This window comes from Acinetobacter sp. ATCC 27244 (genome assembly GCF_000156555.1).
GTDB lineage: Bacteria > Pseudomonadota > Gammaproteobacteria > Pseudomonadales > Moraxellaceae > Acinetobacter > Acinetobacter haemolyticus.
In genome coordinates this window covers 104251-121100 of sequence record NZ_GG665962.1, presented here as the reverse complement: position 1 = coordinate 121100, position 16850 = coordinate 104251, and the positions used below count along the sequence as shown (strand labels likewise).

Below are 16850 nucleotides of genomic sequence, written 5' to 3'. Positions count from 1 at the left end.
GCTGATTAATTTGAAATGAGGCACAATGTGGACAGCGTTATGGAAATCACTGCTTAGCACAATAATTATCCAATAAAGACATTGCATGGATAATTTTTCCAAAAAATGATAAATTAGTCAACATAATTATCATAATTTGATAATTTAATGTTATTAATAACCGTGTTTCTATTGAATTCGCTAAGTTTTCTCAGACAGCTTTAGATTTATTCAGGTGAGCCCAACAAATTCTAAGGCCCATATCAGACTCAACGCTTTTCTGTTATAAAACAATAAAAGTTTGATTTTCACGTTCTTTTTAAGGAGTAGGCACATCATCATGGCAAGTTCGAGTTTTGGTAAGATTCTCACTGTGCTGGATTTATTTTCGGTTACACGCCCAATCATCAATGTCGATATCATTTGTGATGAACTTGGATTGTCCAAGCCGACTGCCTACCGTTATCTTAAAGAATTGGTTTCTGCCGATATGCTTAAACGCATTAGCGGAACTTCAGGAGATTATACTTTAGGCTCCAAAATCGCTGTTTTAGATTATATTTCGCATAGCACCGACCCATTGGTTCAGATCAGTATTCCATTTATGCGTGATATCGTGGATAAAACTGAGCTATGTTGTTTACTCACTTATTTAAATCATGATTATTGTATTGATTTACATCATGAAACTTTTAAAGAAGCAGAGCTGCTGTCTTTTGGTCGAGGTTGCCCTCGTCCTGTTTATATTGGTGCCTCTCCTAAAATCGTGATTGCCCATTTGAGCAAACAACGCATCCAAGCCTATTATCAACAGTTCACTCAAGAGCTAGCTCAGGTGGGTTTTGCCCAGAACTTAGATGAGTTTGCCCAACAGATGCGAAAAATCAAAAAACAGGGCTTCTATTTATCACAAGGTGAGATTGACCCAATGGTTTGTGGACTATCAGTACCTATTCGTTTTTCTAGCAAAGAAGCACCGATTGCACTCACCTTAGTCGCTTCAAAAAATCGCTTTGATTTTTTAAATATTCAGAAACTGATCGAGATTTTACAAAATAATGCAGCACAAATTGAACATAAGTTTGCCTTACTTTCTGAAAATGGATAAAACTTATTATGAGAATATTTAAAAATTTTTACATTTTTAAAGATTGAAAATATGCAAAAATTCTCATATTATGATTTTGTTCTTCAGCATACTCTCCCAAAAGAGCATGATTTTCCTCAGAGAACTAAGCTCATCAACTGATGGGCTTTTTTCTTATATTTATTCTAAAAAATCGTAAACTAGGCATAAAAAAACCTTCCCGAAGAAAGGTTTAAGAAACAACCAAAAAAGGAAAGATTAAGGCTGCTTTAAATACGACCATGCGGCTTTCAGATAAATAAACATTGACCATAACGTCAACAGTACCGCAGCATATAACAAAGCGTATGCCCACATTTCTAAGGGTTGCCAGTTCAACAAAAATACACTGATCGCAATCATTTGGAATGCTGTTTTGTATTTTCCGACTGTAGAAACTGCAACATTGGTTCGCGCCCCGAGCTCAGCCATCCATTCACGTAAAGCAGAAACAGTGATCTCACGAGAAATAATCACAATCGCTGCAAATGCCATTGAAATGGTAGGTTGCCATTGCACAAGTACAATTAAAGCTGCCGCGACCATTAACTTATCTGCGACGGGATCGAGAAAACGTCCAAAAGCAGAAGTCTGGTTCAATGTTCGCGCCAAATAGCCATCAAACCAATCGGTCAGTGCGGCAAGGACGAAGATTGCTGTCAATATGATATGACGTAGCATGCCACCATGATGTTCAGCGCCAATCGCTGGTGGCCAATATGCGATTACCAAAAAAACAGGTATGAGAGCAATACGCGCCAAAGTTAATATATTTGGAATGTTCAGGATTCGCCCTGTACTCATAAACACCGCCATGTTGTTCGCATCAAATTTGCATATTGCGCAAAGGATGTACCGAGATTGTTTCGATCTGTAAGCAACTTTATACGAAATACCGCCTAATGTCGATTAGGCAAACACGGCAACCGTCTGCCTTAAGATCGCAATCAGCCGATGATCACGATCCCAAACATAAGCATATTCGGTAGCGTAACCATGTTCAGCATATTCTGTTGTTACCTTGTATTTAAACCAATCCTGAATATTTTGAGCAATCGGATGGATATAAGTGATTTGCCAAGTCAATGAACTGGCTGGTGCAGGTGTCTTAAACATGGGTAACACCCCTGGTGGCCATACATCCATTAATGCAAATAAGTCCGCAAGCTGCATTTCCCGATCAGCATGCAGGTTTGGTGCAAAACGACACCAACCGCCAAAATCAGGCGCTTTACTTCCTGCCATTGGATAATGACCTTCAGCCCAACACAATTCAAATTGCTGCATACATTCAGGCATTAAACCTTCGATATAAAACGTTTTATCTAAGGTTTCAGGCAATGGATAATCTGGCTCATGTGGCAGATGATTGACATGAATGCGGGACTCACGTTGCGAACCAAAGCTCGCAACCAAAATGCTTTGCACTGCATCATCCTGCCACAAACGAACCTCCAAACTCGTTACAGACTTACCTTCACGGAGTATTTCAGCCGTGAGCTTTGCAGCTCCATGTTGTACGGGACCAATGAAGGTCACATTACAGCTGAGAAGCTGCTTTGCAGGATCGTTGACCACTCCGATTGCTTTTTGGATCATTAGTCCTGCAATGAGTCCGCCAAATACGGTGCGACCTTGTAACCATCCTGATGGAATATCAATCGTTTCTTGTTGCTTAACTTGTTGATACAGTGGAAGCAATGACATCATTTTTCCTTTTATCTTCAATAGATTCTATCTTTGAATGTTTTTAGCAATTTGTGAATGGTCATTGATCAATCAATCATTGAAAGATTTGGTCAATTGGTCAAATCACTCATGCAAAATTTTATAAATGGTCCTTGCCATAACCTCACCCAAACCAGGGACTAAGGTCAGCTTTTTTTCAGAGGCATTCAGCACACCTTGAATACCGCCAAAATGGGTTAACAAATCTCGACGGCGTTTTGGTCCCAATCCAGGAATGGCTTCTAAAACTGAACTACTACGACGTTTATCACGCTTTGCACGATGTCGAGTAATGGCAAAACGATGCGCCTCATCCCGCACTTGTTGGATTAAATGCAAAGCCTTATGGTCTTCAGCAAGTTGAATCTTGGTTCCATCCGTAAAATGCAAGGTTTCTAACCCTGGTTTACGTCCTTCACCTTTAGACACACCAATCATAAAAGCATCCAACTCTAGCTCTTGCATGACCTCCATTGCCATATGTAGCTGCCCTTTGCCCCCATCAATCAGGAGTAAATCAGGCAACATATTCTTCTTATACCGTCGAATTAGGGCTTGCCGCATCGCCGCATAGTCATCTCCGCCCGTAATATCCTGAATTGCAAATTGTCGATAATCGCGTTTTCTTGCGCCACCCTGATCAAAAACTACACATGAAGCAATCGGTGCCTCCCCCATGGTATGGCTAATATCAAAACATTCAATACGATCAATTGGGCGACCAACCACCTGCTCTAATTGATGAAAACGCTCATTTAATTCGAGATGATTGCTGAGTTTCCCTTTTATGGCATGTTGCACATTCATTTGTGCAAGCTCCTGCCATTCAGCCCGTGTTTCACGCACCTTATGTTTGATCTGGATTTTTTTATTAAAGGTCTGTTGCAAGGCTTCTTCCAATTGCTTTTTATCAGGAACCTCTAAATTTACGATCAGCTCAACCGGAATTTCATCCGCGACTTGAAAGTAAAAATTCGCGATAAAATCACTCAACATTTGCCCCAGATCATCCCCGAGCATATCTGGAAAATAACTTTTTCCACCCAGCATCTGACCATTACGCACATACATGATCTGAACACAGGTAACACCCGCTTGGTGTGCAATCGCTAAAATATCGGCTTCACCTTTAATTTTAAAAACGGCTTGCTGTGCTTGAACTTCGCGCAATAAGGACAAGCGATCTCGATAAAAAACTGCTTTCTCAAACTCTAAGGCTTCAGCTGCTTGCTCCATTTTGCCAATCAGTTCCTGATTCAGCTCTTTAGTATCGCCTTGTAGAAAACGAATCGAGTTATTTACATCTTCCTTATAGTCTTCTGGGCTAATCAAACCAACACAGGGTGCAGTACAACGCTTGATTTGATATTGCAAACAAGGGCGCTTACGTTGGGAAAAATAGCTATTCTCACACTGACGGACATTAAACAATTTTTGTAGTGTTAATAAGGTATCGCGGGCACTATAAGCACTTGGATAGGGTCCAAAAAATTTACCGATTTGATGTTTGCCTTTTCCCCGTCCACTTGCAATCCGAGGATAAGGCTTATCTGCTGAAACAAAGATATATACATACGACTTATCATCCCGCAGCATGATGTTATACGGTGGGCGATGCAATTTAATCAGGTTCTGTTCAAGTAATAAGGCTTCGGTTTCGGAGCGAACCACTAAAGTTTCGATGTCATATATACGCGCAACCAGTGCTTGAGTTTTTGGATGCTCAATGGTTTTGACAAAATAACTCGATACACGATTTTTAAGATTCTTCGCTTTACCGACGTAAAGCAACTCTCCATCTTTGCCCAGCATTTTATAAACGCCCGGCAATTGGGTCATATGAGCAAGTATTTTTTCAATGTGTTCACGTGCGTTTGGATTCACGGCAGACTTTCATGATCAGTAATGCTTTTGATGATGTCGTTTGTATCGATGAATTTCAAGTCCCGATGAACTGTAACTTAAACAATAAAAAAGCCCTGAAAACCGATAAGGTCTCAGGGCTAAATATGAAAAAATTAGCGATGAATGATTCGACTACGTCTTAAAATACATAGGGGCGAATAAAGATAAGGAAGAACAAGCCCAACATGATGAACCACTTCAAAAAGTAGTACAACTGACGATTGGACTTCTTCAAAGCTTTGGCTTTAATACGAATTTGGTAAACATAACCAAAAGCTTTATTTAAACCACCTGTTTGATCTCCAGCTTCATTTGGAGAACTTGCCGCAGTCATGACTTTCTTGCCAAACCAATGATTAAACTTTTCCATAAAACGTGTTTTGAGCGGACGTTCAACATCTGCGAAAAAGATAATACGGTTTTGGTCTGTGGTATTTTCAGCGTAGTGAATATAAGTTTCATCAAATACCACGCTTTCACCATCTCGCCATGAGTAACGCTCACCATCCACATCAATAAAACAACGATCATCATTCGGTGTAATTAAACCTAAATGATAACGCAACGAACCCGCATAAGGATCACGATGTCGTACCAAACGACTATCAGGCGCAAGCTCAGTAAACATTGCAGCTTTGATGGTTGGCAAAGTCTTTAATAATGCAGTTGTTTTCGGGCAAAGTTCTGCTGCTGATGGATGCGCCGAGTCATACCATTTCAAGTAGAAACGTTTCCAACCTGTTTTAAAGAAGGAGTTAAAACCCAAGTCATCATAGGTACTGGACGCTTTAATACCGCCTTTGTCATACAATGCTTTTGCTTCATCACGAATCATTTCCCAGTTTTCATCAAGAACTTTTAAGTCCTTGAAATGCTGCGTGTCGATATACGGCTGATTCGGCACTTTGGAAAACATGTACATTAAAAAATTGATTGGCGCGAGAATCGTAGAATGGTCAAAAAACTGACGATAAAACGAATGCTTTACTTTACCACGGCGCTGAATATACAACGCAGAAATGATAAAAATCGCTAATATGATCCACTTAATCATATAGTTACTCACTTTTGGATATTAATTAAAATATCGCAATAGAATTTTAAACTTTAGAAGTGAGGTGATATTAGCAAATTCAAAAAAAAAAATCAGATCAAGTTAATATAACAACCATGGATATCTCAAAACATTAATTTTAAGATATCCATATACTGAATATGTTTTAGTTTTTATAAGGCTGCCAATCTAAAGACGATAAAGCGTAGAGAGCTTCAGCTGCTTTTTCATTATACACATAACAACCTGATTTTAATTGAGCAATTTTCAATTTTGCTTTACGGATTTGCTCTGGTTCATTCACATTTTTTAAATAAGTTTCCCAATGTCCAATTTCTTTCTTCGCAGTCCATTCAATGCTACTGGTATAATCAGCTCCATAAGTTTGACCTTGATATTCAACAGCCACACTATTATTAGCTGCAAAGCCTAAACTTGTATTGTAAATGGTTGTCCAAGATACGCCTTGCCATCCCCCATTAGCTGCTCTATACGTAAAAACAAATGGGTTTTTTTCAATCAGATCAAATAAATACCATTCATTCTCTAGATTAAAATCCTCAAAACTCTGTTCAATCATCGTTTTTTGACTGAAAGCAAACGTATCTTGATTCGATTTTCTCGATACCAAACGATAGCACGCGCTTCCAGCAGGAAATACCTTATTCCCATGAACATTTAAGAATATCTCAGCATTTCCCAAAGCAAACTCATCAAAGCCCAAAGTTCGGTAATTAGGCAATACAGTATCGAACATATTTTTGTTTGTGAGATCAACACGCTCAAGTTTCCAATCTTCTTTGACATCACCAATGACATTATATGTCCAATCGGTCATTGAATGAATATTCATCACTTTAGTTGCGATATCAGTCGGTAAATAAAGCTTTTTCTCAGTTAATAAATATGAGTTTAATGGTTGATTTGATTCTGGGTCCTTAACTTGCTTATTAAAAATTTCGAATGCGCCAAAAGATAAAGAATCCCCTACTTCAATACTTATATCATCATCTTCATATATGGAAATTTCATGATCCATAAAATAATAACGTGTACCATTGGAAGTGAGGTCCTGTGTCCCATCTCCACCTGATTTGTTATTACTTGAACTATCACCACCACCTCCTCCACACGCGCTTAGCATGAATGGAAGCATTGCCAAAACAACAAATTTATTTTTTAACATAAGACTACTTTCTTAAACATTTTTATAACACAAATACTACCTATAGATAAAAATATAGACAATACCTTCTGTCCAACAACACATAAAAAATTCTTCTTTTTTTATTACGAGTTCAAAAATACTTAATCACTTAGATTACCTTTATCTTGATCCAAAAAACTCACCGTTTTTAAAGTAAATAAGCCACATCACATCATGACTACAATACATAGCAAAAATATCGTATCTCTATATTTTTAATAATTTTTTCAAAAACATAAAATTAAAATTTGGAATCTACAAATATAACTTATATTTCCACATAAAAATTTGATGACCACTGCGTCACGGCTTGATACAACTTTGTTATGCCCTTTTTAGATATAGTTATCGTAAGATTACCGAAGCGTTTTTGCGACCTAACAGGCGCATAAGCTTTATGACATCAACTTAGAATCCTCCACAACAAGGAGATCAGGCATGATCCACGCTGGCAATGCCATTACCGTCCAAATGCTTGCGGACGGAATTGCAGAATTCCGCTTTGACTTACAAGGTGAGTCGGTTAATAAATTTAACCGTGCGACCATTGAAGACTTCCAAGCAGCAATTGCTGCGGTTAAAGCCAATAACGATATTAAAGGCTTAGTTGTTACTTCTGGAAAATCAACATTTATCGTTGGTGCAGATATTACTGAATTTGGCGAAAACTTCGCTGCTGGTGAACAAGCGATTGTTGACTGGCTTATGCCTGTACATGAGATCTTCAATAGCTTTGAAGATCTAGACATCCCTAAAGTTGCTGCTATCAATGGCATGGCGCTTGGTGGCGGTTTTGAAATGTGCTTAGTGTGTGACTACCGTGTCATGTCTGAGCAAGCACAAGTCGGCTTACCAGAAATCAAACTCGGTATCTATCCTGGTTTTGGTGGTAGCGTTCGTTTAAGCCGTTTGATCGGTATCGACAATGCCGTTGAATGGATGGCAATGGCGAATCCGAAGAAGCCAGCTGCTGCACTTAAAGATGGTGCGGTAGATGCGGTTGTTGCTGCTGATAAACTACAAGAAGCTGCTATTGATTTAGTTAAACAAGCCATTGCTGGTCGTTTAAACTGGAAAGCAAAGCGTCAAGAAAAATTAGATGCAATTAAATTGAACCCACTTGAACAAATGATGGCGTTCAATACAGCGAAAGGTGCGGTTCTTGCGAAAGCAAATCCTGCACAATACCCTGCTCCTAAGTTATTGCTTGACTCATTACAAGCAGGTGCAAGCTCAACTCGTGATGACGCATTAAAAGCAGAAGCTCAAGGTTTCGCTAAAGCTGCGATCACACCACAAGCTGGCGCACTTATCGGTTTATTCATCAACGATCAAGTTGTGAAGAAAACTGCGAAAAAATATGAAAAAGGTGCTCATCCTGTAAACCAAGCAGCTGTATTAGGTGCTGGTATTATGGGTGGTGGTATTGCTTACCAAGCGGCAAGCAAAGGCACTCCAATCATCATGAAAGATATTGGTAACCCACAACTTGCATTAGGTATGAAAGAAGCGAATGGCTTGCTAACAAAGCAAGTTGAACGCAAGAAAATGAAACCTGCGCAAATGGGTGAAACCCTTGCTCGCATCCGTCCTACTTTAAGCTACGATGAGTTTAAAGAAGTGGATATCGTGATCGAAGCGGTAACTGAAAACCCTAAAGTTAAAGAAATCGTACTTGCAGATACAGAAAAGCATGTTCGTGAAAACACGATCATTGCATCGAATACATCTACAATCTCGATTACACGCCTTGCGAAAGCATTACAACGTCCTGAAAACTTCGTTGGTATGCACTTCTTCAACCCAGTACACATGATGCCATTGGTTGAAGTTATTCGTGGTGAAAAGACTTCTGATGAAGCAATCGCAACCACAGTTGTTCTAGCTCAGAAAATGGGTAAAACACCAATCGTTGTAAACGACTGCCCTGGCTTCTTGGTTAACCGCGTATTGTTCCCTTACTTCGGCGCATTCGACCTTCTTGTTAAAGATGGTGCTGACTTCCAGCAAGTTGATAATGTAATGGCGAAATTCGGTTGGCCTATGGGTCCTGCATACTTGATCGACGTTGTTGGTATCGATACAGGTGTACATGGTGCAGAAGTGATGGCTGAAGGTTTCCCTGACCGTATGAAGCCTGATTACAAAGGTTCTATCCAAGCGATGTACGAAGCAAAACGTCTTGGTCAAAAGAACGATGTTGGTTTCTACAAATATGTGTTAGACAAGAAAGGTAAGAAAGCGAAAACTGTTGATCCAACAGCTTACGAAATCATTGCGCCTTTCGTGACTGGCGAAAAACGTGAATTTGATCCACAAGAAATCATTGACCGTATGATGCTTGCTTTCTGTAACGAAACAGTTCGTTGCTTAGAAGACAACATCGTTGCAACTGCTTCTGAAGCAGATATGGCGATGATCATGGGTGTAGGTTTCCCTCCATTCCGTGGTGGTCCATGCCGTTATATCGACCAAACAGGTGTTGCTGAATACGTTGCGCTTTGCGACAAATATGCACACTTAGGTAAAGCTTATGAAGCGCCACAAATGTTGCGTGACATGGCTGCTAACAACACAAAATTCTACGGTTAAGGAGCGACGTGAATGGCTACTTTAAATCCACGTGACGTTGTGATTGTTGATGGCGTTCGTTCTGCCATGGGCAAATCACGTAACGGTATGTTCCGCAATGTACGTGCCGACAGTTTATCTGCTGAGTTAGTACGTGCACTTGTTGCTCGTAACCAGTTTGATACCAACGAAGTTGAAGATGTAATCTGGGGTTGTGTAAACCAAACTTTAGAGCAAGGTATGAACATTGCTCGTAATATTGGTTTATTGGCTGACATCCCTAAAACTGCTGGCGGTCAAACTGTTAACCGTCTTTGCGGTTCTTCAATGCAAGCAATCCACACTGCGGCAGCTCAGATTGCAACGAACCAAGGTGATGTATTCATCATCGGTGGTGTTGAGCACATGGGCCATGTAGGTATGATGCACGGCATCGACCTTAACCCTGAAGCATCTAAACACTATGCAAAAGCATCTAATATGATGGGCTTAACTGCTGAAATGTTAGGTCGTATGAACGGTATCTCTCGTGAAGAGCAAGATGCTTTCGGTGTTGAATCTCACCGTCGTGCATGGGCTGCAACACAAGAAGGTCGTTTCAAAAACGAAATCGTTGGTGTTGAAGGTCATGATGCAAATGGTTTCAAAATCCTTTGCGACATCGACGAAGTAATTCGTCCAGATGCTAACCTTGAAGCTTTCAAAGCATTGAAACCAGTTTTCGATCCTAAAGGTGGTTCAGTAACAGCTGCAACTTCATCTGCTCTTTCTGACGGCGCATCTGCGATGTTGTTGATGTCTGCTGAACGTGCTCAAGCGCTTGGTTTGAAACCACGTGCTGTGATTCGCTCTATGGCGATTGCAGGTTGTGATGCTGCGATCATGGGTTACGGTCCAGTTCCAGCAACTCAAAAAGCGCTTAAACGTGCTGGTTTGACGATGGCTGACATCCAAACGATCGAGTTAAACGAAGCGTTTGCTGCTCAAGGCTTATCAGTCATGAAAGGTCTAGGTGTTTATGACAAACAAGACATCATCAACTTGAATGGTGGTGCGATTGCATTGGGTCACCCATTGGGCTGTTCTGGTGCACGTATCACAACAACATTGTTGAACGTGATGGAACAACAAGATACACAAATCGGTCTTGCGACCATGTGTATCGGTCTTGGTCAAGGTATCGCGACGATTATCGAACGTGTTTAAGAATTAAACACGTGAGAACAAGAAACCCCGCTTAATGCGGGGTTTCTTTTTTTAAAGCTAATTTCAAATCTTAGGGTGTGAAAAACTGGTTTTGTTGTCCTCTCAATCCATCTTCAATTTGCTTTTGCAATTTCAAGATATCATCCATATTGATCTTAATCGTTCCATCTCGGATGCCCATGATATTATTTCGATCAATATTCAAAGGTTCTAACATTTTAAATAGACCTGACGTCGGATCTGAGGATTGTAACCCTCTCGCCACAGCTAAAATATGCTGCTCTAATAAAGGTGAAAGTTGAGAAAAATCTAGAGCTGTCATTTGAGGCTGATAATTGACTGTCGTTATTCCCTCATCTACACCAGCATTCTGCATATCACTATGTACTTTGTAAATATGGTGTTGCAAAGCTTCACGTACTTTTTCATCTTCTTGAAATGGAATAAAGCCAACCTCTTCACGCAGCTCAGATTCGGCCATGATTTTAATGGTTGGCAATGTCACAACGTCATTTGCTTGAACCGTTGTTGGTAGCCCCATAGCAATCAATACGGCGATACAAGCTGATCGTTTTAGAAAATTCATGGCTCGCTCCAAAATCAGTCACTCAATAGAAATATAATGAGTTAAATGAAAGCATCTAATAATAGGCTACAACAAAGTTCGACTTGATTCAGTAAGGCTCAGATAAACGGTAAATATCAATAAAACTTTGACCGAAAGATCAAAATTGAATGTAATTATCAAATTAATTTAATCTTTATAAAAACAAATACATTTGTTATAAGATATCTTATTTGGTCAATATTTTTATTATTATCATTTTGTTGCGACTATAAACATTAATTTTTTTAAAATTTCGATTTCACAGGATTAGGAGAAATAAATGCTATCTACATGGGCGAAAACAACGATTGCATTGGCAATAACAGGAAGTTTTTTATCAGCAGGCTGTGCCACCAAAACCCTAATCACCAAAGACAGTAAAACGTATACACGGACAGCCAAGGTTACTTTAGTTGAAGACAATGTAGTGGCGTTTGGGCGACCAGCACAAGCAACTACCAATTTACCAAGAGATAGTATTGTGATTGCAGGTCAAAAAAACAGTTATATTTTGACCCAAGGTGGCAGTCAGTTTGCGACCATTATCAATAAGCTTGATCCCAAGAACATTCAAATCACTCGTGATCTAAATTTCTTTTCTGAAAAAAATGACGGTCATTTTTCAGGAACATTGCCCATTTCTTATGTCAAACTCAAAGAGGATTTAAGTAAAAAAGACTTAGAGTTTTTTATTGAAAATGGTGCAAAAGAGTGTTCATCTTCAAGTGATACACGTATGCAAGCACAACGTTTTTGTTTTGATATAAAACTTGCTGGTGTCGTCTATCCTACCGCAAATAACCTCAGTTCATTAAAAGCATTAAGCAAGCCTTATCAAGTCACCATTTATACGCAAAAACAAGAAAGTTATAAATCTCGATCTAGTCTGAACCCATTAGAGAAATTAGTGTTATTGCCTTTTGCTGTTGCAATTGATGTGGTCAGCCTGCCGTTCCAAGCTGCCGAAAAGATTTTTGATTAAGGCTTAATGCTATTTCAATGATTAGAAATTATTTAATCTCTTTTTTTCGTAACATCCTCATTTGAAATGAGGATATTCTAATCTATGCAAGTCTATGATAAAAAATAAAAAATCTAAAATACTAATGAAAGCCTATAAAAAGCAAACACCGCTATATTCTGTGCTAAAGTACGTCGTAATATTGATGTCTATAATCGGCATTATCATCATTTTTATATATGACAATGATCAAACCAACTATCCATATTACCCCTCAAAATTTGCCCAATTCATCATCTTAATCATCTCAATACTGAGTGCATTGTGCATTTTTATATATACCTTTAATTATCTTTGGAAACGAGATATTCCAACGCTCAAAAAAGACTACTTTTATCGTCCTATACAATTAAAAGTTTATTCAGGCTTATTTTTAGTTCTTGCTTTAATTAGTAGTGCATTATTTGCTTGGATGGCTAAACAAGCAACTGTATGGATAATAAATGGCTTATTCAGTGTAATGATTCATGCTTGGGGTAATGACCAAATCATCATAGTTCAAATCCAACAGAAAGTTTTCGAAAATCCTGATCACCAACAATCCATCACGCTTGGCAGCATCAGACACTCGTACACATTAATCGATCCAGCACCTTACAAAATAGCAGCGAAGATCTCGATCAACGATCATCAACACTGGCTGCCTATACACTGTTATACAGGACCTTCTCAACCACAGCTAACCACATCCCAATACAACTTAAATGGTAAGGTTTCATTTCTAGGCTTCAGATGTATTGAAAAATGTACTTTAGATTATAGATACCAAACACATAATCATCAGCCAGTGGCCAGCCAAAATCTACTCGAGTGTGAAGAACTATATAGAAAAACCTATGAAGCAAATCAAAACAAATAGTTTCTGTATAGATCAGAGATATCATTCTAACTATGCGTCTCTTCTTCACCTTCATTGTCAAAAGTTTTGGCAATTTTTTCGATATTTAAGCTTTTCGCCATCGCATCAAAAATATCTTTATAGACCCCTTGCTGATGATAAAGTTGATGATGTTCACCATGCTCAACAATCGCACCATCCTGCATTACGTAGGTATAGTCGGCATCAATAATCTGAGAAAGACTATGCGAAATAATGATCACGGTTCGCCCTTGTTTGATTTCATCCAAACTCTGTTTAATCTGTTCAGTAGCAATCGCATCTAAACTGGCGGTAGGTTCGTCTAAGAAGATAATCGGAGGGTTTTTCAAAAACATTCGTGCGATAGCAATACGTTGTTGTTGACCACCCGACAACAGCAATGCATCGGATTGATAACCCTTTGGTAATTTTAGAATTTGCTCGTGAATCGAGGCTTTTTTTGCTGCTTGAATAATTTCCTCTTCGCTAGCATCCATTTTCCCATAGCAAATATTATCTTGTATGGTGCCCTGAAAAATATGATTTTTTTGCAGTACCAAACCAATATGATCTCGTAAATATTGAGTATCCATATCTTTCAGATCAATACCATCCATCAAAATTTGTCCGGATTGTGGTACATAGAATTTGTCTAACAAACTAATTAACGTTGATTTTCCTGCACCCGATAGTCCAACTAGAGCTGTAATTTTATTGGGTTGAATAACCATATTAATATTCTTGAGTGCTTGATAACCATTGGGATAATAAAAATCAACCTGCTTTAATTCAAACTTTCCACGCAAGAGTGATGGTTTTTGCTGCCCTGACTTTTCTATTTCATCATCAGCTTGAAGAATTTGGAAAAAACTTTCCGCATAAATCATAGCATCGTTGACCTCATCGTAAATGCGGTGCAAGGAACGAATCGGAGCCGAAACATTGTTAAATAACAAAATATGAAACATGATCATTCCAATGCTCATGTCTCCAATCAAAACAAAATATGCGGTCAGGATAATAATAAAAACTATGCCAATTTGTTCAGTAAAGGTTTTAACCCCATCAAAAATAAAGCTAATTTGACGGGTATGCATCTGATTATCAGTCAGTTGCTTTTGTAAAATCAGTTGCTTTTCAGCCTCTACTTTTTCACGGTTAAAAGATTTAATCACCGTAATCGAATTGATAATACTCAGAATTCCCTGACTTTTACGTTCTCGGCCATCACGCAAACTTCGCCTTACACCTCCTAACTTTTGCGCCTGCTTAAAAGTCAACCAGAAGTAAATCGGTACGATACACAGCGCAACTAACCCGATCCAGAAATTGGCATAGAACATTAATGCCAATGCCAAAATTGCACTGCTAAACAATGGAAGAATGTCAATGAAGAAGATTTGAATCAAACGTGTAATCGAACCAATACCTCGGTCAATACGGGTTTGTAATTTTCCTGCTTGATTATCATCTTGAGTAAAAAATGAAAGCCGATAAGTTAGAAATTTTTCGATGATTGCTTGTGCTACATCTTGGGACACCATAATTCTTAGACGTTCACCAAATAATTTTTGGCCAAACTGAATCAATGTACTAAGTATTTCTTTTGTGAGCAAAATAACGCTAATCGTTACTAAAATATACCAACCTTCAGCAAGTCCCTCTCCGGCTTCAACTAAACGATTAATTTGATCAACTGCGTATTGTAAAGTTAAAGCATTTACTTGCGCCGTAATTGCCCCAACCAAAGTGAATATTAAAGTCACAATGACCAATAACTTATACGGCGCAACAAAGGGTCTAACTTTAGTAAAAAGTTGCCATAAATTCATATTTTTAACGTCTATTCTCCTCAATACCTCTATAAATCTGATTAGCAATTAGATTGTTATCATTTTCCATCCCTTGAAACAGACCTACGCAATGACACGAAACATCCAGATAAAACTAAAGTGCTTCTTCCAAAATCTCTGTATTATTTTTCTTAATTTTATTCATCTGACTGTTTAGTTTAAGTACCTCCTGATAGAGCGTATTAAATTTTTTCACAGGTGCATTTTCATGAAACAGAATCATTTTATTTTTTATTTGCCATGGATGTGCCTTCAATAAATCAAACATCGCTTGGGCCTTTTCTATAATTTGCTGTTCAATTGAGAAGATATCCTCATTTGAATCAATTTCCAGATTACTTTCTAACTTGGTGAGTAGAGTTTGACGTAAATCTTGCTGAATCGACATTTTTTTGACTTGTTCTAGTGAATCCAAATAAATTTTCTGGCGCTGTTGCTCATATTGCACTGAAGCATTTCGTACCTCAACGAACATTTGGGTTGTTTCTTTATAATTCTCTGTACGATCTCGATCTAATCGTTCAACATCTAGAAAAGTATCCCATTTCGCTGCTTTTAACTCACGCAAATAATGATTTCGAGCTTCGACATTTTGCATCCAGTATCCTAGTAAAAACGCAGACATTTTTTGGTAATCACCAGATAAGCGATCATCATGCACATCAAACTCTACAGGCGTTGACCAATCTTGAGCCTGATCATAGAGTTCACGCATTTTCTCCGCCATCACCACATCAAACATTTTTTGATTATTCAGTCGGTGCTGTTTTATATAATCCTGATAGAAAAAAAATGAACCAATACAGACAATAATAATGAACAAAAATATCAACAAACGACGCATATCATCTCCAAATTTAATTATATTTTTAGTTCTAAAGTTGATGTTAATCCGTTTAACAACCTACCTTTAGATGTTTTTATTTCAGTCCTTGTAATGCAGCATTACATAATGTTCGCTTTAAATTCAACATGATCACCCTTATTATCAGATGTAATGATCATTATTGAGATAACACCATGCGCGTAGATATCTGGTCGGACGTCGTTTGTCCCTTTTGTTATATTGGTAAAAAACGTCTTGAACATGTTGCAGAAGAAGCTGGAATTGAACTCGATATTCATTGGCATAGCTTTGAGCTTGATCCAAATGCCCCAGCAAAGCATGACACATCAAATACCGAACGTTTAGCCCAGAAATATGGTCGTACTTTTGCCGAAATGGAAGAAATGGAACGTAATATTGCAACCATGGCAGCTGCCGAGGGTATTGATTTCCAATGGCAGAAAGCCAATTCTGGTAATAGTTTCAATGCTCATCGAATCATTCACTTGGCGCAAAGCAAAGGTTTAGGTAACGAAGCAAAAGAAGCTTTTTTCCATGCTTATATGACTGAAGGCTTGGCAATTGGTGAACGCGAAGTAGTCGAAGAAATTGCGTCACGCATTGGTTTGGATAATGCTGAAGTGGAATACGTCCTTGACTCAGATGAACTGGCTGATTTTGTTCGTCATGATGAAAAAATTGCACGTGAACAGTTAAATGTCACAGGCGTACCTTTCTTTGTATTTGATCAAAAACTTGCGCTTTCAGGTGCTCAACCACGTGAAATTTTCTTACAGGCGCTGCAACAAGCACAATCTACAGCTCCACAGCAAGTGGAATCAACCGAGACAGCCCAATGTCAGGATGATCAATGTGAAATAAAACCATAATTATTGTGGTTAAAACCA

14 protein-coding genes are annotated in these 16850 nt (G+C 38.6%); 6 read left to right on the top strand and 8 right to left on the bottom strand.

Annotated features, from left to right (window positions below; translation table 11 throughout):
• Window positions 1-319 precede the first annotated feature (319 nt).
• Window positions 320-1087, top strand: coding sequence for an IclR family transcriptional regulator (locus tag HMPREF0023_RS12585; RefSeq protein ID WP_008942276.1), 768 nt, complete (start codon window positions 320-322; stop codon window positions 1085-1087).
• A gap of 237 nt (window positions 1088-1324) precedes the next feature.
• Here HMPREF0023_RS12585 and pgsA read toward each other — a convergent pair whose 3' ends face one another.
• The 5 genes from pgsA to HMPREF0023_RS12560 all read right to left on the bottom strand — a co-directional run bounded on the left by pgsA (window position 1325) and on the right by HMPREF0023_RS12560 (window position 6978).
• A complete protein-coding gene (pgsA, locus tag HMPREF0023_RS12580; protein ID WP_017396563.1) occupies window positions 1325-1909 on the bottom strand; it encodes a CDP-diacylglycerol--glycerol-3-phosphate 3-phosphatidyltransferase in 585 nt (194 codons plus the stop codon).
• Between the two features lie 105 nt (window positions 1910-2014).
• On the bottom strand, window positions 2015-2812 hold the full coding sequence (locus tag HMPREF0023_RS12575; RefSeq protein WP_017395824.1) for a thioesterase family protein: 798 nt from the start codon (window positions 2810-2812) through the stop codon (window positions 2015-2017).
• A 105-nt stretch (window positions 2813-2917) separates the two neighbouring features.
• On the bottom strand, window positions 2918-4717 hold the full coding sequence (uvrC, locus tag HMPREF0023_RS12570) for an excinuclease ABC subunit UvrC (RefSeq protein ID WP_005087991.1): 1800 nt from the start codon (window positions 4715-4717) through the stop codon (window positions 2918-2920).
• 160 nt (window positions 4718-4877) lie between these two features.
• Window positions 4878-5792: a lipid A hydroxylase LpxO gene (gene lpxO / locus HMPREF0023_RS12565; RefSeq protein WP_004637663.1), complete on the bottom strand. Its 915-nt coding sequence runs from the start codon at window positions 5790-5792 to the stop codon at window positions 4878-4880.
• 166 nt (window positions 5793-5958) lie between these two features.
• Window positions 5959-6978 carry a hypothetical protein gene (locus HMPREF0023_RS12560; protein ID WP_005083880.1) on the bottom strand — a complete coding sequence of 340 codons (1020 nt, stop codon included), beginning with the start codon at window positions 6976-6978 and terminating at the stop codon, window positions 5959-5961.
• Window positions 6979-7437: 459 nt separating this feature from the next.
• Between HMPREF0023_RS12560 and fadB the strand changes: the two genes are divergently transcribed.
• Together fadB and fadA are read left to right on the top strand one after the other, a co-directional pair.
• Window positions 7438-9591 carry a fatty acid oxidation complex subunit alpha FadB gene (gene fadB, locus HMPREF0023_RS12555; RefSeq protein WP_008942273.1) on the top strand — a complete coding sequence of 718 codons (2154 nt, stop codon included), beginning with the start codon at window positions 7438-7440 and terminating at the stop codon, window positions 9589-9591.
• 12 nt (window positions 9592-9603) lie between these two features.
• Window positions 9604-10776: an acetyl-CoA C-acyltransferase FadA gene (gene fadA / locus HMPREF0023_RS12550; RefSeq protein ID WP_005083884.1), complete on the top strand. Its 1173-nt coding sequence runs from the start codon at window positions 9604-9606 to the stop codon at window positions 10774-10776.
• Between the two features lie 70 nt (window positions 10777-10846).
• Here fadA and HMPREF0023_RS12545 read toward each other — a convergent pair whose 3' ends face one another.
• Entirely contained in the window at window positions 10847-11362 is a 516-nt protein-coding gene (locus HMPREF0023_RS12545; RefSeq protein ID WP_004637658.1) for a hypothetical protein, read from the bottom strand.
• A gap of 301 nt (window positions 11363-11663) precedes the next feature.
• Here HMPREF0023_RS12545 and HMPREF0023_RS12540 point away from each other — a divergent pair, with 301 nt between their 5' ends.
• Together HMPREF0023_RS12540 and HMPREF0023_RS12535 are read left to right on the top strand one after the other, a co-directional pair.
• Window positions 11664-12365: a hypothetical protein gene (locus HMPREF0023_RS12540; RefSeq protein WP_005083891.1), complete on the top strand. Its 702-nt coding sequence runs from the start codon at window positions 11664-11666 to the stop codon at window positions 12363-12365.
• A 94-nt stretch (window positions 12366-12459) separates the two neighbouring features.
• On the top strand, window positions 12460-13263 hold the full coding sequence (locus tag HMPREF0023_RS12535) for a hypothetical protein (protein ID WP_008942272.1): 804 nt from the start codon (window positions 12460-12462) through the stop codon (window positions 13261-13263).
• Between the two features lie 26 nt (window positions 13264-13289).
• Here the strand turns inward: HMPREF0023_RS12535 and HMPREF0023_RS12530 are convergent, their stop codons facing one another.
• Window positions 13290-15095, bottom strand: coding sequence for an ABC transporter ATP-binding protein (locus tag HMPREF0023_RS12530; RefSeq protein WP_004637656.1), 1806 nt, complete (start codon window positions 15093-15095; stop codon window positions 13290-13292).
• 115 nt (window positions 15096-15210) lie between these two features.
• Window positions 15211-15960, bottom strand: coding sequence for a hypothetical protein (locus tag HMPREF0023_RS12525; protein WP_005087980.1), 750 nt, complete (start codon window positions 15958-15960; stop codon window positions 15211-15213).
• Window positions 15961-16136: 176 nt separating this feature from the next.
• On the opposite strand from HMPREF0023_RS12525, the gene HMPREF0023_RS12520 reads away from it, so the two are divergent.
• Window positions 16137-16832, top strand: a complete 696-nt coding sequence (locus HMPREF0023_RS12520; protein WP_004637654.1) for a DsbA family oxidoreductase — start codon at window positions 16137-16139, stop codon at window positions 16830-16832.
• The last annotated feature ends 18 nt before the right edge of the window (window positions 16833-16850 follow it).